Source organism: Lysinibacillus sp. NPDC058147 (assembly GCF_042884205.1).
GTDB lineage: Bacteria > Bacillota > Bacilli > Bacillales_A > Planococcaceae > Lysinibacillus.
This window is the reverse complement of the sequence record NZ_JBHVUJ010000010.1, coordinates 96,084-116,020: the sequence shown is the minus strand read 5'-3', so window position 1 is coordinate 116,020 and position 19,937 is coordinate 96,084. Positions and strand designations below refer to the sequence as shown.

Below are 19,937 nucleotides of genomic sequence, written 5' to 3'. Positions count from 1 at the left end.
TCACACCCGTTCCCATACCGAACACGGAAGTTAAGCTCTTTAGCGCCGATGGTAGTTGGGGGCTTCCCCCTGTGAGAGTAGGACGTCGCTAGGCAATCTAAAGTCTGAGAATTTTTTCTCAGGCTTTTTTATTTTTCAGGCTGTCTTATACAATCAATGTATAGGACAGCCTTTTATCTTAGTTAGCTAAATATTTTTACTGTACGACAGCAACAAATGTTTTTCTGTGTGAAAGCGAAGCGACAGCAACAAATGTTTTTCTGTGTGAAAGCGAAGCGACAGCAACAAATGTTTTTCTATGCGAAAGCGAAGCGGCAGCAACAAATGTTTTTCTAAGCGAAAGCGAAGCGGCAGCAACAAATGTTTTTCTGTGCGAAAGCGAAGCGACAGCAACAAATGCTATTAATTAGGCTAAGATGAAATCTAAAATTCAAGGGCGTTTCGAAGATTATTTAAATAAGATTGGCTAACGGGTAGCTCACTTCCATCCTTTAGAGTGACAATAAAATTAGAAGTAAGATCACGAGCCATTTTTTTTATGAAATGAATATTTACAATATAAGACCTGTGAATGCGAATAAAAGATGAAGGTAGACGCATTTGAAGTTCTTTAAGCGTAATACTTGTTTTAAATTGTTCCCCATCTACATAAAACCACGTTTTTTTCTGCAGGCTTTCAATATGAGAGATTTTTTCAATTGCAACAGGATTCCATTCCTCTTCTTGCTTTCCAGTTAAAAATTGAAAGGGCTCCGATTTCTTTTCGGTAAAGGTCGAAGGTAATACTACAACAAGTGCAGCAGGCACATCTAAAATGTTTATAGGATAACCTATCCCATAATATGGTGTTTCGAATAAGGAATTATCTAAAACGGCGTCTGTTCGTTTCCTTGTGCGTAGTACTTGCTCTGCAATGCTGCCAGATTTTACTTTTTGTCCTACTTCCAAGTTAATGTTTTGATGTCCAGAATGAAAATAGATATAGGAGTTTTCAGCAGCAATTGCAATGGATGAATTAGCTGGAACCCAGTCTTTTAACATTGAAATAAACTGTTGTGAAATATCTTTTGGCAAAGAATTAAACTCATTGTTCATTGTGAATATCCCCCTTGTTTGTAAACAGTTTACCAAATTTCGTCGCCGAAAAAAGCGGTTTCATCATTAAAATTTGGTATTTTATCTAAAAATAATGAAAATTCAGATGTTCTGTTATATATTAATTTACAACAAATAAACCTGTTATGGAACAGCTGGTTAAAAGTTTTTTAACAGAGTATATTGTATACAAAGGGGAAGGTGGAATTTCAATATGTCAACACGTCAAGAAAAAATCCAAGCATTAGAAAAACAATGGGCAGAGAACCCTCGTTGGGCAGGTATTGAACGCTCATATTCAGCTGAAGAGGTTATTAAATTACAGGGCTCTGTTGTACTTGAACAAACTTTAGCAACTAAAGGTGCAGATCGACTTTGGAAATCTTTACACGAAGAACCGTTCATTAATGCATTAGGTGCATTAACTGGTAATCAAGCTGTTCAACAAGTAAAAGCGGGATTAAAAGCAATCTACTTATCTGGCTGGCAAGTTGCTGCTGACGCTAACCTTTCTGGTCAAATGTACCCTGACCAATCCTTATATCCAGCAAACTCTGTACCAGCAGTAGTTAAGCGTATTAACCAAGCTTTACAACGTGCAGACCAAATCGATCATGCTGAAGGACGTGTAGATCAATTTGATTGGTTCGCTCCAATCGTAGCAGATGCTGAGGCTGGCTTCGGTGGTCCTCTAAACGTATTTGAGCTTGTAAAAGGAATGATTGAAGCTGGAGCTGCTGGTGTTCACTTAGAAGACCAATTAGCTTCTGAGAAAAAGTGTGGTCACTTAGGTGGCAAAGTTTTACTTCCTACACAAAATGCTGTTCGTAACTTAATTGCTGCTCGTCTTGCAACAGACGTAATGGGTGTTGATACAATTTTAATCGCTCGTACAGATGCTGATGCTGCTGATATGGTAACATCTGATATTGATCCACGTGATGCTGAGTTTATTACTGGTGAACGTACTCCAGAAGGCTTCTTCCGTACAAAGCCAGGTATCAAACAAGCGATTGCTCGTGGCTTAGCTTATGCGCCATATGCAGATTTGATCTGGTGCGAAACTTCTAAACCATCTCTTGAGGAAGCTCGTGAATTTGCAGCGGCTATTCATGCTAAATTCCCAGGTAAATTGCTAGCATACAACTGCTCACCTTCTTTCAACTGGAAAGCAAATCTATCAGAAGAGGAAATCGCAGAATATCAACGCGAGTTAGGCAAGTTAGGATATAAATTCCAGTTTGTAACATTAGCTGGTTTCCACGCATTAAACCACTCTATGTTTGAGCTTGCGCATGATTATAAAGATAATGGTATGGCTGCATACTCTAAGCTACAACAAGCTGAGTTTGCATCAGAGTCAAAAGGCTACACAGCTACACGCCATCAACGTGAAGTAGGTACTGGTTACTTTGATGATGTGTCTCAAGTTATCTCTGGTGGTACTTCTTCTACAACAGCAATGGCTGGTTCTACAGAAACAGAACAATTCGTATAAGTTTCATAAAGTAGTACGTGTATTCCTAAATTCATAATCATAGATTAGTCTCCTCCGCTCCTCCTAAAGCGGGGGAGGACTACTTAAAATCACAAAGGTGGGGGAAATAACTGATGGAACAAGCAACAACAGGTAAGCTTAAAATTGTTGGGGAACAAAACGAGCAAACAAAAGAAGTTTTAACACCAGAAGCCCTTGAGTTTGTTCTTGCCCTGCACGAAAAATTTGATGTTCGTCGAAAAGAGCTATTAGAGGCTCGCCAAGAACGTCAAAAGCGTCTTGATGCAGGTGAGAAACTCGACTTCTTACCAGAAACAAAGCAGATCCGTGAGGGAGATTGGACAATTGCACCACTTCCAGCAGATTTGCAAGACCGTCGTGTAGAAATTACAGGACCTGTTGACCGTAAAATGGTTATTAATGCACTAAACTCTGGTGCAAAAATGTTTATGGCTTGCTTTGAGGATGCATCTGCTCCGACATGGGAAAACATGATTGGCGGTCAAATTAATATGCGTGATGCTATTAATAAGACAATTGAGTTTACACAAGAATCTAATGGTAAAACGTATAAGTTAAATGAAAAGACAGCTGTGTTATTAGTTCGTCCACGTGGTCTACATTTACTTGAAAAGCATGTACTAGTGGATGGCGAACCGATCTCTGGTAGTTTCTTTGATTTCGGTCTGTATTTATTCCATAATGCTAAAAATGCATTGGCACAAGGTACGGGTCCATATTTCTACCTACCGAAGCTTGAAAGTCATTTGGAGGCACGCTTATGGAATGATGTCTTTGTGTTTGCACAAGACTATATCGGGATTCCACAAGGGACAATTAAGGCTACTGTATTAATCGAAACAATTTTAGCAGCATTTGAAATGGATGAAATTTTATATGAACTACGTGAACATTCAGCTGGCCTAAATTGTGGACGCTGGGATTACATTTTCAGCTATATCAAACGTCTGCGCAATCAACCTGATGTAATTTTACCGGACCGTGGACAAGTAACGATGACTGTACCATTCATGAAAGCATACACGTCTTTATGTATTCAAACATGTCATAAACGTAATGCTCCTGCGATGGGCGGTATGGCAGCACAAATCCCTGTTAAAGGGGATGACGAAGCGAATGCTGTAGCGTTTGCAAAGGTTGCAGAAGATAAACGTCGTGAGGCAACAGATGGCCACGACGGAACTTGGGTAGCGCATCCGGGTATGGTTGCAACGGCAATGGAACAGTTTGATACGATTATGACGACACCAAACCAAATCCATAAAAAGCGTGAGGATGTAAATGTTACAGCAGCAGATTTAGTCGCTGTTCCAGAAGGTACAATCACACTTGAAGGTCTTCGTATTAACTGTAGTGTAGGGGTTCAGTACATTGCTTCTTGGCTACGAGGCAACGGAGCTGCACCGATTAACAACTTAATGGAGGATGCTGCAACTGCAGAAATCTCACGTACACAAGTTTGGCAATGGATTCGTCATCCAAAAGGTATCTTGGATGATGGACGTGGTATTACATTAGCCTTTGTACTAGAAATCTTGGAGGAAGAACTTTCGAAAATTAAAGAGGCTGTTGGGGAACAAGCTTATAACGGTGGCCGCTACGATGAAGCTGCTGAGCTGTTTAAATCTTTAATTGAACAAGATGAATTTGCGGAATTCTTGACGCTTCCAGGTTACGAAAAATTAGCTTAACTTGATGCTGAGGCATAATTGATTTGAGATACGAATCTACTAAACGAACATATTTAACTTTCCTAAATTTGTTGTGGACTAAACTCGAATGGGGTCCACCTTATTCCACTTAATGTAGCGGGCGGGGTCTGTTCCCCTGTTCCTTACTGAAAAATGATCACGGTTACAAAAAGGGGTCTATTAATAAAAAGAGATTTAAAAGGGGTGAAGGATGTCTTACGAGCTTAGATGGGGAGCTTGTAAGGCATTTTTTTATTTTCCAAAATATTGTGAGGGGGAGTATAACATACGAAATAACGAAATATTATTGGTTCCTGGACCGATTAATAGGGAAAACATTAAATGGAATAGGAAGTACAGTTGATACAGAACAAGCTGTTACATGTTCGAAATAAAAATTAGCAATAGTTACGAAATAGCTATTGTTGAAAGGAGATGTCTCGAATTAATCATGAGATATCTCCTTTTTCGATTATTTAACTATAGCAAGCACAAAACCATCGTAGCCTTTATTGCCAACGGTTTGTATAGCTGTAGATTCAATTCGAGATTCTTCTTGCAATAAATCCATAAACTGTCGTACACCTTGTACCCTTTCATCTACATTTTTTTCTTCAATTACAGCGCCATCACGCACTACATTATCAGCGATGATTATTGCTCCTGATTTAGCTAATTCTAATGCCCACTTCAAATAGTGTGGATTATTGGGCTTATCTGCATCAATAAAGATTAAATCGAACAATGACCCTGCTTTTTTCAAAATAGGCAATGTATCTAATGCCTTTCCAACTATAATCTCAACTTTATGTTCACAGCCAGCTCTTTTAATATTTTCCTTGGCTACTGAGGCATACTCGGGATCAATTTCAAGTGTGTAAACTTTACCCTCGTTTGGAAGGGCACGTGCCATCCAAATACTACTATAGCCACCAAGTGTTCCGATTTCTAAAATGTTTTTTGCCCCATTTATTTTAGCTAATAAATATAATAGTTTGCCTTGAGTAGGTGATACATCAATCTCCGGAATACCTGCTACTTTATTAGCTTGTAATACTGCTTCAAGTTCCGTGTCTGCCGGTATTAGTTTTTCCATAAAGTACTTATCTACATTATTCCAAACATTTAAATTGGTCATCAAACAGTCCCCGTTTCGTATTTTTTCTTGCAAGCTTGCATGTAAAGTGTATGATAGGATGAATCATAATAAAAATATATTATTATTATTAATTCATAACTTTAAGTTATGGGGTGAGGTGAAATCGTGAATATTCATGGATTAAAATTGTTTTATCAAGTTGCTAATACTGGTAGTTTTACGAAAGCAGCAGAATTACTTCGTATTAGTCAGCCAGCAGTTTCAAGCCAAATAAAAAAATTTGAGCATGAGATTGGGATTCAATTATTTAAGCAACAAGGACGTGGTGTAGTATTAACTGAATTTGGGGAAGCTTTAGCGGAAAAAGCGAAAAATCTTGTTACGCTTGAAGAGCATATTATTTCGTTCATTGAAGATTATCGTCATGCTAAAGCAGGAACAATACATATAGTTGCTACATACTTACCGGCTAACTTTCTAATTCCTAAGTGGGCAGCTACCTTTAAAGGGGCAAATGAAGACGTAAATTTAGTCATTACGACTACTAACACCAAAGACGCATTTGAGCAATTAATACAGTATAAAGCTGATATTGCTATTTATGGTGGTGGTATTTTAGAAAGACCGGAAGAAGTAGCGTGGGAGGAGCTTTTTGAGGATGAATTATGGTTTGTAGTCGCACCTGATCATCCTTATGCAAATCAGTACATTTCACTTGCTGACATGATGAAAGAGCCTTTTATTATGCGTGAGGAAGGAAGCTCAATGAGAGAGCATCTTTTTTCTTTATGTCAAACGTATCAAGTCAAGCCACCAAAAGTCGCACTACAGTTTAATGGAATCAACGAAACAATCCGTTCAGTTATGGCCGGCTATGGTGCAAATTTTATTTCGTCACTAGCAGTTCGAGAGTATGTTGATAGTAGGCAATTGGCGAGGGTTTATGTAAAGGATGTTCATATTAATCATAAAATTGCAATTTGCACTAGAAAGAATGAAAAGTACAGTGTACTTGTGCAAAAGTTTATAGAAACTGTTAAGAACTCTTTGTAATTGCTTTTTCTTTATGCAAAAAAATGATTATTTGTTATATTATTTGTATAACAATTTTGGAGATGATAGTAATGTTTATTCAAATAGAGCCACAATCTGATGTACCAATCTATGAACAGGTAACACGGCAAATTATTGAAGGAATTGCAAGGGGAGAAATGAAACCAGGAGATACCCTACCGTCTGTTCGTAATTTAGCGGCTGATCTAGGTGTAAATATGCATACGGTTAATAAAAGTTATCATGAGCTGGAGGAAAAGGGAATCATTATAATTAGAGCTAAATCAGGTGCTATTATTCGTTCAGCAGAGGAGCGAGCGTTAACTCCTGAACAATTACAACAAATTGAAAAAAACTTAAAGCCTGTTGTGGTAGAAGGAATGGTGCTCGGCGCAACAGCTGAACAAATCGAGCACATGATAAAAAAGGTATTTTCTGATTTGCAAATACCTGCAAAAGGGGTGTAGTACATGCTACTTGGCGTTTTTTTAACAGTCTACATCATAACATTAGTTCTACAAGTATTTGTTCCATATATAGTACGTGAGACAATCATTTTTGGCGTTACTGTACCTGAACAAAATATAAAACATCCCGCATTGCGAAATATGAAAAAGCATTATGCTCAATTCGTTGGAATATCTGGTGTCATTTTATTAATGATGATGATTGTTAGCTATTATTACTTTGCACAATCCGAGTTCATGCAAAGTATTTTATTGTTAGGATGCTTATTTGCAATGCTTGCAATCAGTATGACATTATATTGGATAAACCATCAAAAAGTTTTAAAACTTAAAAAGGAAGAGCAATGGGGCTTAAATATAAAACAAGTTCGTGCAGTTGACTTAACGGCTCGTAGTCGTGATGAAATGCTTCCGTGGCCATTTTATGTAATCCCTTTTGGTGTTACGGTGTTTCTAATTATCTTTACATTCCGCCATTATGACCAAATACCAGATCACATTGCTGTACACTGGGGACCTAGCGGCGAAGCGGATTCCTGGAGAAGCAAAACATATTTTACTGTGGTTTCAATGCCACTTGTTATGCTGATGATGCAATGTATGATGTGGGGAATTGTAGATTCCATAAAGCGTTCAGCCATCAAGTTGGCTGTTAATCGTAAGGAAGAATCATTGGAAGATCAGCTAAAAAGTCGAAAGTATATGAGCTGGAGCATTATGTTATTAAGTTATGCCCTTACAATATTATTTACGGTATTACAGCTAAGCAATATCTATCCTTCAATGACTACAGGAAATAGGCTATTACCGATATTTATTTTGTTCTTATTGCTTGTTCTGGGCTCAGTCCTTGTTTATGCATGGAAAAAACGCAAGCTAAGGGTGAGCTATGGAGATAATGTTGCTTCAGAGGTAACGGATGTGGATGAGGATCGCTATTGGAAGGGTGGATTAATGTATGTGAATCGTCAGGACCCTTCTATTTTTGTAGAGAAACGCTTTGGGGTCGGTTGGACGATGAATTTTGCAAATCCACGTGGATATATCGTAATTGGTTTGCCGTTACTAATATTGCTGTTGATTTCTTTCTTTTCGTTATAATATAAGTTGTTATGAAAAAATTCGCTACATCCTGCGGGACAGCGAGCACGCGAGGCTTGCAGAACGTCCGCGGAATGGAGCGGATTTTTTGTTAAAAGAATGTACGGGAAACAAGTTGGATGGAGGTAGACGTGAATGAAAATTCTTGTTGTAGATGATGATGTACATATTTTACAGCTAGTGAATATTTATCTGACAAGAGAGGGCTATCAGGTGATACAGGCGGAAAACGGGCAACAGGCACTTAAAGTACTTGAAGGAAACTTACCTGATTTGGCTGTTGTAGATGTTATGATGCCGGGAATGGATGGTTTTACATTAACCGAGACATTGAGCCAGGATTATGATATTCCCGTATTATTATTAACAGCAAAAGGCGAGCTTGAAGACAAAGAACGGGGGTTTTTGGCAGGTTCAGACGACTATGTTGTAAAGCCTTTTGAACCTAAAGAATTGCTGTTTCGCATAGCTGCGATATTGCGTAGACTAGATAAGAAAAATCAGGTGACCATCCAGGTGGGCAGGCTCGTTATCGATCGTCGAAGCTTTGAGGTTGTCATTGGAGAAGATACACTCGTTCTACCGTTAAAGGAATTTGAACTATTGGCATTACTAGCTTCCCGTCCAAATCAGGTGTTTACACGTAGCTTTATTATGGAGCAGGTGTGGGGCTATGACTACGATGGAGATGAGCAGACTTTAAATACACATGTGAAGCGGATTCGTGAGCGTCTGCATCGTTATGAAACAGGTGTTGAGATTACAACTGTACGTGGTGTTGGTTATAAGGTTGAGGTTATTGCATGATAAAAACGTTATATAGTAGATTTGTTGTCACGACGATGCTTGTTATGATCGGTAGCTTATGTATTGGTTTTTTAGCGACAAATACGTATTATCATCAAGTTGTGAAGGAAAAAAACGATGCTAAAAATGTGAAAATTGCGCAGGATATTGCTAAATATATTGAGTCTTCAAAGCCTAACGATTTAGATAGTTATTTAACGACTCTTGGTGAAATAGGTTATCAAATTTATGTAACAACTGATGGCGCAGGACATTTCTTCGGCGGTGAGTATCGTGATAAAACATTACCATCTAATACAGTCAAGCGCGTTTTAAACGGGGAAGTTTATCATGGTATGCGTGACTTTCCAAAAGAGACTTTTGTGACAGGCTTTTTTGCGAATGAGTTAATTAATACGATAGGTGTGCCATTTTCTTATGAAAATAAGCAGTATGCACTGTTCATTAGACCTGACATACGCTTGTTGTTTTCTGAGGTGCATACGATACTTGGTGGACTTATTCTTGTGATGACAGTACTTAGTCTATTGGCAATGCTACTTTTTGCTAAGGCACTAATTCGCCCAATTACGCAACTGACAGAGGCAACGCATCAGCTTGCACATGAAAAATTCGATACGCTATTGGATATAGATCGAGCAGATGAGATTGGACAATTAGCGGTTAGCTTTAATGTTATGACCGAAAAATTACAGGAAAATGATCGAATACGTAAAGAGTTTATTAGTAATGTGTCCCATGATTTTCAGTCGCCATTGTTGAATATTCAAGGCTATGTAGATTTACTAAAGAATCCTTTACTGACCGACAAGGAAAGGCAGGAATATACAACGATTATTGAGCTAGAAACGAAGCGTATGTCGACATTAACTAAGCAATTACTTTTACTAACGTCACTTGATCAATCTACAAGGCTGTTAAAGCGTGAACCTTATCGTTTAGATGAGCAATTAAAGGAAACAGTAAGAAAATATCGCTGGCAGCTTGAAGACGCAAATGTACAATTGTCGTATCAGCTTGAATCAGTAACATATGATGGCGATGCTGGGCTATTACAAAATGTGTGGGATAACTTATTGACGAATGCCATTAAATATAATGTCGAAGGTGGAGAAATTCATATTCACTTGCAAGAATCCTCAAACTCAGTTGAAGTGCTTATTGAGGATAGTGGCATAGGAATAACTGCTGAACAATTACAAAAGGTATTTGATCGTTTTTATCGAGTTGATGCGTCCAGAACAAGGCAAGGAACTGGTCTTGGACTAGCCATCGTGAAGCAAATCGCAGAGCTACATGGAGGAGCGGTTCATATGGACAGTGTGATGAATTCCGGCACAAAGGTCCGCGTCCACTTGCCAAAATTGTAATGAGGAGTTCATGTAAAGTTCATGTTCACAGGATAAACTGCTAATTAAGTTGAAAAAGCTTAGGGGGAGTTATCGTATGGAACAAAAATGGAGTATGCGCCTTATTCGTCTTGCTGCGATTTTTGCCTTATTTGGTACGTATCTAGGCTCACATATGTCTGGCTCCGGTAGTTATGAATATAGACCAATACATGCACATATTTTGCTAGTTGGCTGGTTAAGTATGTTTGCATGGGGTATTTTCTATCGTGCCTTTAAAGTGAAATCACAAAAATTAGTGACAGCACATGGTTGGACAGCTATTCTCGGTGTTTTTGGCTTAACACTAGGCATGTGGTTCTACAATTTAAATCCATTTAGTTTTAGCAGAACATTTACAATGGTTTTCTTTATCGTGGGTGGGACAACATTATTAATTAGTTTTGCTTTATTCATCGTTGTAACATTTATGGTAAACCAAAAAGAAGAAGTGAAAATCTAATAACATACCGTGTCACTGTCTTTAATAAGAGGTGGCACGGTATTTTTTATGAAGGACAGTTAAATCTTTTTTACTATTTGAAAGGTGAATGTCGATAAAATTCAGAAGTTGGGTGATAAAAATTAAAAGTTGAACGATAAAACATGAAAGTTTATCGATAAAACTAAAAAGTTGGGCGATAACTCCTGAAAATGTTCCGATAAAACTAAAAGTTGGATGACATGAGTGTGGGTGAAGCTGCTCATCTGACGCCTCAAAGAAATCGCCTAACTCCACGATATGCATATAATCCCTTTATTTCATATTTTCAAGAGACTTCTTAAGCCATTTTGTTGCCTCGGTATAATCTTGTGCAACACCGTGTCCTTTTTTATAAAGCATACCAAGCTGGAATTGAGCTTTTTGATGCCCTTGATTGGCAGCCAGTCGATACAGCTGGGCTGCTTTCGCAAAATCCTTTGGTACTCCTTGCCCGTGACTGTGCATTTGAGCTAACTGATATTGTGCTTTGGCATGTCCTTTAGTGGCAGCTTGTTCAATCCATTTAGCGGCCTCTGTATAATCCTGTTCGACACCTTTTCCCTTATCAAATAAATTTCCGAGCTGATATTGTGCACCTGAATGTCCTTGGATGGCTGCTAGTCGATAGCAGCGTCGTGCCTCTTCTAAATCTTGCTCGATCCCTAATCCGTGCTCATATAATAATCCTAATTGGTATTCAGATTGAATATGGGACTGATCTGTAGCAGCTCTCCACCATTTTACTGCTTCATCATAATTCAATTCAGCTTCATATAATAATCCGAGCTCGTACTGAGCATCCGCATATCCCTTTTCTGCAGCCATTTTGAAGAGAGGGAGAGCTTTCTCTGGTTGCTGAAGTTGGTATACATAAATACGCCCAAGCTCAAATCCTGCACTTACATGTCCATTGTTAGTGGCTAACTGTAACCATTTTTCAGCTAAAGTTATATCGTTTTCTTTGACATAGAGCACACCGAGACAGTATTGAGCATTTAAATGGCCTTTATGTGCTGCGAGCTTAAACCATTTTATAGCCTCTAGGTGATTCTGAGGAATACCTTGACCAGTGTTGTATAGCATTGCCAATTGGAATTCTGCATTTGTATGGTCTTGAAGTGCAGCTAAATGGAACCATTGCGCAGCTTCTTCAAGATTTTGCGAGATGCCACGACCTTTAAGGTGCATATACCCAAGATTATACTGAGCACTTGCATCACCAGCTAATGCAGCCATTTCAAAATAGGCTATAGCTTCCTCATAGCTTTGCTCGACACCAGTTCCATTGTGATAAAGGAATCCAAGGTTATTTTGAGCACTTGTATTTCCTTGATTGGCTGCTAGCATGTACCATTTTGCTGCCTCGGCAAAGTTTAGTGGCATCCCAAGTCCTTGATTGTATAGAACCCCTAGATTGTATTGTGCATCTGCGTTTTCTAAATCCGCAGCAGCTTTATAATATTGGGTGGCTTCTTCATAATTTTGTGCAACACCATGCCCTAAATGATAGAGCACGCCTAAGCTATAAAGCGCGTTTGCATCATTTTGCGCAGCGGCGCGTTCATACCACATTTTTGCAATAGCATAATCTTTCTTAACACCGCGGCCTTGATTATAAAGAGCGCCTAAATTATATTGAGCACTTGCATTCCCTTGTTTTGCGGCAAGCTCAAACCAGTTTGCAGCACTTTTATAAGCTTCGGTTGATTGGTCATCTTGCAGAAGCAAATTTACATCAGAAGCTGAAGTTATATCTTCAAAGCCTGGTGCTATGCGAATCATTTTGGCCTTTAAGTTACGGTCATAGCGTTCGATAAACCATTCTACAATATCACTTATATAATCAAGAACAATTTTTGCAGCCTTCGCTTCGATAACTTCACTACTATTACTAGAAGTCATTTTGCTTACAAGGTTCATTAATAAATAAATACGACGTGGGTGAATTTTTGCAACAAAGTTACGATTGTTGAGTAACGTTCGCATGTTTTTTAGCTTCGGTTCGGTATGCATTTCTAGCTTATAGAGCTCATATAAAATTTCCTCCAGTACTAGGAGTGATTTTTGAAGAGATATAGCTGGCTTTGAAATGGCGAGCGAGCTAGCATCCTGTAAATTTTTAGCCAATTTAACCAAGTATAAAGCTTTTAATTTCGTACATTGATTTTGGAGAATCTCATATTGTATGACGATAGAACTCACCTCTTTCATAAAATTCCTCTTTTTCTACTTATCACCAATCTAAATATTAAATTTGATAAAACGTATATCATATAATTAGTTGATTGGAGTGAAGACTGGGCGACTCCTTGGGGATCAGCGATAGAGGAACGAAGGCTAAAACCATCACGTCCTGCGATAACGCCTTCGTGATCAACATCGTGCTGTTGCTGTCGCTACGTTGCACTACGCTTTCGCGCAAAAAACATCTGTTGGCCCAAGCGGCTCATCGGAAGCCCCTAGGAAGCTCTGCTCTGAGCGAAAGCGTAGCGTCAGCGATAAAAGCGCCCAGTCGGAACGGAAATCAACCATATGCTACGATGACATCCTCTTTTTTCATATATCGGGAAAATACCGTTATTGTTGAATTGTCCTCGGTAAATGATACTATGTGATATAAGGAGATTTGTAGAAATTCGAAGTAGCAATTACTAAAAAATATATTTGCCAAAGTTTCATGTTATCCGGGGGATAGAAATGATGAAAAATATTGCAGCAATTATACCAGCCTATAATCCACAACAGTCACTAATAACCTATGTCCATCAATTATTAGCCACCTCCATTAGCCAAATTATTATTGTCAATGATGGCAGCGATCAAAAATATGCAAGTGTATTTGAAGAGTTGAAAAAGATTGACTGCTGTCGAGTGTTAGAGCATGACCATAATATTGGTAAGGGAGGCGCACTAAAAACAGCCTTTGCCTATGTAAGGGCGCAAAGGCTGTTTCAAGGTGTCATTACAGTAGGTGCTCATGGCCAACATACGTTACAAGATGTGAAGTTAGTTTTAACGATGACAAAGGTATTTTCTGATGGAATTGTGTTAGGAGTACGTAACTTTCATTCTTCGGACAGCACGTTTTTATCATATTGGGGTAACCGTGCAACAAGTTTGTTTTTTGAAGCCCTTTATCATAGAAAACTAATGGATACACAAACAGGTTTACGGTTTATTTCTATAAAGGAGCTACCATGGCTGATAAAAGTAAAAGGTGAACGGTATGACTACGATACAAATATGTTAGTTGCCGCACTTAAAAGAAAGTGTCCAATTTTTGAAGTAGAGATAGGTCAGTTACGAATTAAGAAAAATACAGTGATTCAGTATGATGAAATAACAAATGCAGGGTCAATTATTTCTAAAATGCTTATGAATTATTTAAAACCAAGAGAAAAATAACTATAGGTGAAGTAATATGCTAGGATAAAGAATAAAAATTACTCAATAACGTAGCGGGTATAGAAAGAAGGAGCAATGATGATGGAATATTCAGATCAAGTGAAAAATCGTGTGAAACGTATGGAAGGTCAGCTACGTGGAATTTTAAAAATGATGGAAGAAGAAAAGGACTGTAAGGCAGTCATTACACAATTATCGGCAGTACGCTCAGCAGTAGATCGTACAGTTGGTGTTATTGTTAGTACAAATCTTTTAGAATGTGTACAAAATGCTGAAGGTGATGGCGAGAAAATGAATGAAGTTATTCAAGAAGCAGTCAATTTAGTAGTGAAAAGCCGTTAATTAAAGGAAAGCCACCTTATAAAAAAGATCATTAATGAAAACTCACTTTAAAACAGGTGAGTTTTTATTTTTTTACAAAAATATAGTTTAATTCGATACTTATATTTTATTTTAGGGTATTTATACCTATTAGTTATGTGTTATTTATACAGTTAAAAGTCACGGCTAGTGAACTTGTCCGATAGATTTATAGCTCCTTCCTTTGTTATTCTAATTACAAGAATATAACAAATGGGAAGGTGATTTATTGTGAAAAAGTGGTTAATAAGCGGAGCAGCATTATTGATGTTAAGCCCAACAGCAGCCTATGCTCAAAATGCAGATGCTCGTTCAGTAAATACTTCCCCAGTAAATGCTTATAATGTAGTAGCTAATATGAAAGTAACAACTTGGGATCAATTCACAACAGAAATCGTAAAGCAATTAAATAATTTCGCTCCCGAAATTAAAATTACATATAGTGGACCAATGACTGATTTTAAAAAGAACTTTTTGGAGTCCTTTGAAAAAGCACAGGAGCAAGCAGTCTATGCGAGTGGTCATATGGAAAGTACCGCTATTTCTGCAGACTCAACAGGCAATGTAACGTTTAAAGTGAAATATTTGACGAACCAAACACAAGAAGTGGCCGTACAAAAAAAGGTGGATCAAATATTAAAAACGATTATTAAGTCTTCAATGACAGAATTCGAAAAAGTAAAAGCGATTAATGATTATATTGTGTCAAATACTACATATGGTACTAAAACAAAGGCTAGTCCCCATAGTACTTATGCATTGTTAATGGAAGGGCAAGCGGTATGCCAGGGCTATGCGTTAACAACTTATAAAATGTTAGAACAAGCTGGATTCGATGTAAAATATGTTGTTGGTACTGTTAATAGTAACGAGGCACATGCATGGAACCTAGTGAAGGTTGATGGTAAATGGTATCATTTAGATACAACATGGAATGATCCATTACCAAATCGTTTCGGCGCTTCTTCATACGATTATTTCTTAGTAACGGATGCACAGCTAAAGAAAGATCATAAATGGATAGCAACAAACTATCCTGCTGCAACAAGTACAAAATATAGCTATATGCAAAATGTTCATTTTGCATATCAGGTTAATAATACACTGTACTTTAGTAATACAGCAGATAAAGATAAATTGTATAAGCTTGATATAGCGAGTGGTACAAAAACAAAGGTCATTGATAAACGTGCCTTATATATTACAGGGGCGGATAACTTTTTATATTTCAGCGATTACAGTAACAGTGGTTACTTAACAAAATTAAATCTTAAAACATTAAAAACTGAGGTGCTCGCGAAGCAAGTAGTTTCTGATTTAAGAATTAATGATAATTATTTAATTTATACTGTTAATGGAAAAGACCAAAAGCTTAAAATAAACTAAGCTTCAAATATCCTTTTCTATTTATAAAATGAAAGCACAAAAGGACTTCAGAGTGAGTTCTTTGTGCTTTTTTTGTATATAATGAAAACAGGAAAACGGTTGGAGGTGAGGATTTTGTGGAAAAAATTAGCCATTATCGTAATTATTATTATTTTTATTGACCCCATTTATACGGCTGGTAAAGCAGTTGTACAACAAGTGATAACTTGGTCAAATAATGATGAAATAGAAACGATGCTTCTTTCAACAAAGGAAAAAATTATAGACGTTACTGCTAAACTTTCAGAGAATGCCTCTATTGAAACGGCCACACCTATAGAAGAAAAGCCAAAAGAAGGAGCAGCCGTTACAGCTCCGGCAGCCAAAAAACCTGAAGCAAAGCTAGTTGTAACTAATGCAAAGGAAATGGCTGATGCGATGTATGCGTATTACAGTAGTTTTTCACCTAAGTTTGAGATTCAATATAAAGGCAATACACAACGAATTGAACAGCTAGTGGAAGAAGCCTATGAAAATGCTATAAAACGAGATGATTATGTATATGGGCATATTAGTAAACACTCAATTCGTTTTGAATATGGAGGAAGAACGGCCACAATTTTTGGAGAGCAAAGTTATTTAATGACACCAGAGCAGGCAGCGTTTGTTGAAATGAATGTGCAAGAGATTGTAGCCTCTATCAATAAAAAAGCTTTAAGTGATGTAGAGAAGGTTAGGGCTGTTAATGATTATATCGTTGCCAATACCGCCTATACGGATCAAACGAATTCAAGTCCACATAGCGCTTATACAGTGCTTGCGGAGCATGGTGGTGTTTGTCAGGGCTATGCATTGCTGGCTCATGCGATGTTACAAAAGCTAGGTATAGAAACAAAATATATAGTAGGCTATGTCGGACAGGAAGGACATGCTTGGAATTTAGTAAAGCTGGACGGTCGATGGTATCACCTCGATACTACATGGAATGATCCGGTGCCTGATCGTAAAGGGGCGGTACGCTATCAATATTTTTTAGTGGATGATCGAACAATGGCAAAAGATCATACGTGGATTGCTAACGACTACCCGAAAGCAACGAGTACGACGTATAACTACTTTCACAATGTAGATTTCGCTACACAGGTAGGGCAACAAATATTTTATAGTAATGTCGCTGATGATAATAAATTGTACGTGCTTGATTTAAAAACAGGTAAATCGAAAAGCGTCTCAAGTTCACGTGCACAGTACATCGTTTATGCAGATGGCTGGGTATATTTTAGTAATTATTCACACGGAGCGTATTTAACAAAGATTCGCCCGGATGGAAGTGGAGAAAAATTATTAAATAGGGAAGAAACAAAGGATCTATTTGTGCAGGACAACTATTTATATTTCACGACAAATGAGCTAAAGAAAATGGCACTTTAACGTTATCAACGAAAACGATATGAGTGACAAGCCGGAAGATAAATACTATGTGTAGTGGTTGATTGGAGTGGAGACTGGACGCCCACAGGAAAGCGCACAGTTGGAACGGAAATCAACCCCTCGTTTTACAGAAGAGTCATACTTTATTTAAATAGGCACCTTAACTGAATAATAGTTTTTCAACAACATGAAAGGCCTATGACATTACAAACTGTCATAGGCCCTTTTTGTTCGTTCCATAAGATAATAGATTGGTTGATGCTGACATAGGGAAACTTCAATTTGTGGATACATCGATTTCATTTCCAGTGAAAAAGTTTTAAAAATCAATGGATTATGCTTAATGGCACCACCATTACAATAAAGGCTAAATGCTTCGCCTTGATAGTCAACTTTCTTCAACACGGCACAAGCAAGGAGCACTAATTCATGGGCAGCACGCATGGATATTTGAATGGCACATGAATCCTTTTTCGTCACGGCATCTGCTAAAAATGCGCCCATTTTTGCAAGCTGCGCATTCGAGTAGGATGGACGAAATAGCCATGTAGCTAACTCTGTAACATCTTGGATCCTTAAATAATCATAGACAGCATTTTTTAAAATGGTCGCCTCACCGCGTCCGTCTTCCATGTGAAAAATGGCACGTATGACTTCTTGCCCTAACCAATAGCCACTGCCTTCATCTCCTGCGCGATGCCCCCAACCACCTGCACGTACTATTTGTGTACCATCAAATGCGTACGCAATGGACCCTGTTCCAGCAATGAGTAATGCGCCTGCCTGTCCAGCAGTAACACCAAGTAAAGTGGCTTGTGCATCATTTTCTATAATAAGCGTATCTATTTTTAACTGTATTGTAGATACGGCACTATGAACGATTGCCGATACGACTTCATGATCTTTGGAAGAATCAATCCCAGCCATTGCAAAGGTAGCAACAGCAATATTTGCATCATCTTGTTGTTGCAAAAAATCCTTCACATTTGCTAATAATGCTTGCAATATTTCTGTAGCAGACTTAGCACCGATTGCTTGATAATTCGATCCACTCGTTGATGTTGTATATTTTATTTCACCAGACTCGGCATGTACGAGCGCACATGCCGTTTTTGTAGCACCACCGTCAATAATAAGTAACAATTCCATCATTGATTCCATTCCTCTATATATACAGTTAATTGTTTTTCTGCTTCAATAATCATAGACTCCTTCAAACGAATCCACTCATAAAGGTTATGAGTATTTTCCTTGGAGCGTTCAAGAGATGCTTTCATCGTTACGGGTGCTGGACCACCAGGTAATGTACGTACAGCAACGAAAGTCTCTGGTTTTAATGTGTTATAAAAATCTTCCTCGGAAATTTTTAATGTTTTACCAGTAATTAATTTAGACTGAGTATTGGTAAGCCCCCATGTAAGACTTGCTAGAGATTCCTCACCATGAGAGAGCAATACTTTAATACATTTACTAACTATACTATGTGCTTGGCGGAATGAAATACCTTCCGAGCGTACTAGCGTATCGGCAAGTTCTGTCACATTGGCAAAACTATTTTCTGCTCGACTTCTTAGTTTTTTCTTGTTTACATCCATCGTGACAACAAGTGAACCAAATAGTTTGTAAATACCTATTAAACGGTCGATGGCGCGCCATAAATATGGTTGCATATCATCCTCTGTGTCTACAATATCTCCAAAAGGCGTATTATGTACCATTTGTAATACAGTACTAGCATCACCAACAACCGCCGAGAGCAATGAACGCGTATGCTCGATCGACACAGGGTTGCGTTTTTGTGGCATGATAGAGCTAACTTGCACGTACGGGCTTGCTAGGGTAAATGCATTGAATTCCTGTGTAGCCCATAATAAAAAATCTTGGGATGTGCGGCCGAGATTAAGTGCCGCAAGCTGAACAATACTTGCTGCCTCTGCAATATAATCTGCGCCAGCAACAGCATCCCACGCATTTTCAATAATATCATCGAATGCCAATAACTCACGCATACGCTCTCGATTAATATTGAAGCCTGTTGTTGTTAGTGCCGCAGCCCCCATACTACTGCGATTTACCGTTTTATAGACATGCTGTAAACGTTCAAAATCTCGGTCAAGTTGATCGATGACAGCTTTCAAATAATGCGCAAAGGTTGTTGGCTGTGCCTGCTGCGTATGTGTATAGCCAATCATAATCGTATCAACGTGTTCCTCAGAAGCTGCGATTAAATCATCTCGTAATGTCAGTAATTCTTGCATAAGCAATAACAATTTTTTTCTTAAAGTCATGCGATAAATGGCAATACCCATATCATTACGACTTCTTCCAATGTGAAGATTCCCAGCAACATCGCCAGCAAGCTCTATTAATTTATTTTCGATGCGGAAAAACAAATCCTCATATCGCGGGCTGTAATCCTCTATACGATAATAGTTCAAGTCTAGTTTTTTTAAAGCAGTACCAATTTCTTTAGCTTCTTCTTTCTTTACTAGCCCCTGTTCTTCCAACATTTTTAAGTGTGCGATATTGATTTGTAGCATAATTGTTAAAAAATTTTTCTTGGCTTCATCGTAAGCCGGCTGTAAAACAATTTTACGATAAATATTAGAAGGGAAGTTCATCCCATCTTCTTGCTGGGTTTTGTTGCGGAAATCTTCAAACATATTAATTGC

The 19,937-nt window shown here is 38.1% G+C and carries 18 protein-coding genes and 1 rRNA gene; 13 read left to right on the top strand and 6 right to left on the bottom strand.

Annotated elements, in window-relative coordinates; genetic code table 11:
- A 5S ribosomal RNA gene (rrf, locus tag ACFVT8_RS21745) occupies nt 1–94 on the top strand; the annotation flags it as partial.
- A gap of 329 nt (nt 95–423) precedes the next feature.
- On the opposite strand, the gene ACFVT8_RS21740 is transcribed toward rrf, so the two are convergent.
- Nucleotides 424–1,095, bottom strand: a complete 672-nt coding sequence (locus tag ACFVT8_RS21740) for a LytTR family DNA-binding domain-containing protein (protein ID WP_387085260.1) — start codon at nt 1,093–1,095, stop codon at nt 424–426.
- 214 nt (nt 1,096–1,309) lie between these two features.
- On the opposite strand from ACFVT8_RS21740, the gene aceA reads away from it, so the two are divergent.
- Complete coding sequence (aceA, locus tag ACFVT8_RS21735; protein WP_387085262.1) at nt 1,310–2,593, top strand: isocitrate lyase; 1,284 nt, start codon at nt 1,310–1,312, stop codon at nt 2,591–2,593.
- A gap of 113 nt (nt 2,594–2,706) precedes the next feature.
- Nucleotides 2,707–4,305 carry a malate synthase A gene (aceB, locus tag ACFVT8_RS21730; protein ID WP_387085264.1) on the top strand — a complete coding sequence of 533 codons (1,599 nt, stop codon included), beginning with the start codon at nt 2,707–2,709 and terminating at the stop codon, nt 4,303–4,305.
- A gap of 472 nt (nt 4,306–4,777) precedes the next feature.
- On the opposite strand, the gene ACFVT8_RS21725 is transcribed toward aceB, so the two are convergent.
- Entirely contained in the window at nt 4,778–5,443 is a 666-nt protein-coding gene (locus ACFVT8_RS21725) for an O-methyltransferase (protein ID WP_387085267.1), read from the bottom strand.
- 126 nt (nt 5,444–5,569) lie between these two features.
- Between ACFVT8_RS21725 and ACFVT8_RS21720 the strand changes: the two genes are divergently transcribed.
- The 6 genes from ACFVT8_RS21720 (at nt 5,570) to ACFVT8_RS21695 (ending at nt 10,683) form a co-directional block, all read left to right on the top strand.
- Nucleotides 5,570–6,457, top strand: a complete 888-nt coding sequence (locus ACFVT8_RS21720; RefSeq protein ID WP_387085270.1) for a LysR family transcriptional regulator — start codon at nt 5,570–5,572, stop codon at nt 6,455–6,457.
- Between the two features lie 71 nt (nt 6,458–6,528).
- Nucleotides 6,529–6,924, top strand: a complete 396-nt coding sequence (locus tag ACFVT8_RS21715) for a GntR family transcriptional regulator (protein WP_387085273.1) — start codon at nt 6,529–6,531, stop codon at nt 6,922–6,924.
- A 3-nt stretch (nt 6,925–6,927) separates the two neighbouring features.
- The gene (locus ACFVT8_RS21710; RefSeq protein ID WP_387085276.1) at nt 6,928–8,025 is read left to right on the top strand and encodes a DUF1648 domain-containing protein; all 1,098 of its coding nucleotides are present in this window, start codon (nt 6,928–6,930) and stop codon (nt 8,023–8,025) included.
- 135 nt (nt 8,026–8,160) lie between these two features.
- Nucleotides 8,161–8,832 (top strand): response regulator transcription factor, encoded by a 672-nt coding sequence (locus ACFVT8_RS21705; protein ID WP_387085279.1) that lies wholly within the window; start codon nt 8,161–8,163, stop codon nt 8,830–8,832.
- The gene (locus tag ACFVT8_RS21700; RefSeq protein WP_387085515.1) at nt 8,832–10,202 is read left to right on the top strand and encodes a sensor histidine kinase; all 1,371 of its coding nucleotides are present in this window, start codon (nt 8,832–8,834) and stop codon (nt 10,200–10,202) included. Before ACFVT8_RS21705 ends, ACFVT8_RS21700 begins: the two co-directional genes overlap by 1 nt.
- Before the next feature lie 76 nt (nt 10,203–10,278).
- Nucleotides 10,279–10,683 (top strand): hypothetical protein, encoded by a 405-nt coding sequence (locus ACFVT8_RS21695; RefSeq protein WP_387085282.1) that lies wholly within the window; start codon nt 10,279–10,281, stop codon nt 10,681–10,683.
- Nucleotides 10,684–10,704: 21 nt separating this feature from the next.
- Here ACFVT8_RS21695 and ACFVT8_RS21690 read toward each other — a convergent pair whose 3' ends face one another.
- Nucleotides 10,705–10,959 carry a hypothetical protein gene (locus ACFVT8_RS21690; RefSeq protein WP_387085285.1) on the bottom strand — a complete coding sequence of 85 codons (255 nt, stop codon included), beginning with the start codon at nt 10,957–10,959 and terminating at the stop codon, nt 10,705–10,707.
- Between the two features lie 18 nt (nt 10,960–10,977).
- Entirely contained in the window at nt 10,978–12,915 is a 1,938-nt protein-coding gene (locus ACFVT8_RS21685; RefSeq protein ID WP_387085288.1) for an SEL1-like repeat protein, read from the bottom strand.
- Nucleotides 12,916–13,401: 486 nt separating this feature from the next.
- Between ACFVT8_RS21685 and ACFVT8_RS21680 the strand changes: the two genes are divergently transcribed.
- The 4 genes from ACFVT8_RS21680 to ACFVT8_RS21665 all read left to right on the top strand — a co-directional run bounded on the left by ACFVT8_RS21680 (nt 13,402) and on the right by ACFVT8_RS21665 (nt 17,265).
- Nucleotides 13,402–14,109: a glycosyltransferase family 2 protein gene (locus ACFVT8_RS21680; RefSeq protein WP_387085291.1), complete on the top strand. Its 708-nt coding sequence runs from the start codon at nt 13,402–13,404 to the stop codon at nt 14,107–14,109.
- Between the two features lie 81 nt (nt 14,110–14,190).
- Nucleotides 14,191–14,451 carry a metal-sensitive transcriptional regulator gene (locus ACFVT8_RS21675; RefSeq protein WP_010857552.1) on the top strand — a complete coding sequence of 87 codons (261 nt, stop codon included), beginning with the start codon at nt 14,191–14,193 and terminating at the stop codon, nt 14,449–14,451.
- Between the two features lie 249 nt (nt 14,452–14,700).
- Entirely contained in the window at nt 14,701–15,855 is a 1,155-nt protein-coding gene (locus tag ACFVT8_RS21670) for a transglutaminase domain-containing protein (protein WP_387085294.1), read from the top strand.
- 114 nt (nt 15,856–15,969) lie between these two features.
- Nucleotides 15,970–17,265, top strand: coding sequence for a transglutaminase domain-containing protein (locus tag ACFVT8_RS21665; RefSeq protein WP_387224325.1), 1,296 nt, complete (start codon nt 15,970–15,972; stop codon nt 17,263–17,265).
- Between the two features lie 204 nt (nt 17,266–17,469).
- On the opposite strand, the gene ACFVT8_RS21660 is transcribed toward ACFVT8_RS21665, so the two are convergent.
- Nucleotides 17,470–18,417, bottom strand: coding sequence for an N-acetylglucosamine kinase (locus ACFVT8_RS21660; protein ID WP_387085300.1), 948 nt, complete (start codon nt 18,415–18,417; stop codon nt 17,470–17,472).
- Nucleotides 18,414–19,928 (bottom strand): argininosuccinate lyase, encoded by a 1,515-nt coding sequence (argH, locus tag ACFVT8_RS21655; protein WP_387085303.1) that lies wholly within the window; start codon nt 19,926–19,928, stop codon nt 18,414–18,416. Before argH ends, ACFVT8_RS21660 begins: the two co-directional genes overlap by 4 nt.
- Nucleotides 19,929–19,937: the final 9 nt, after the last annotated feature.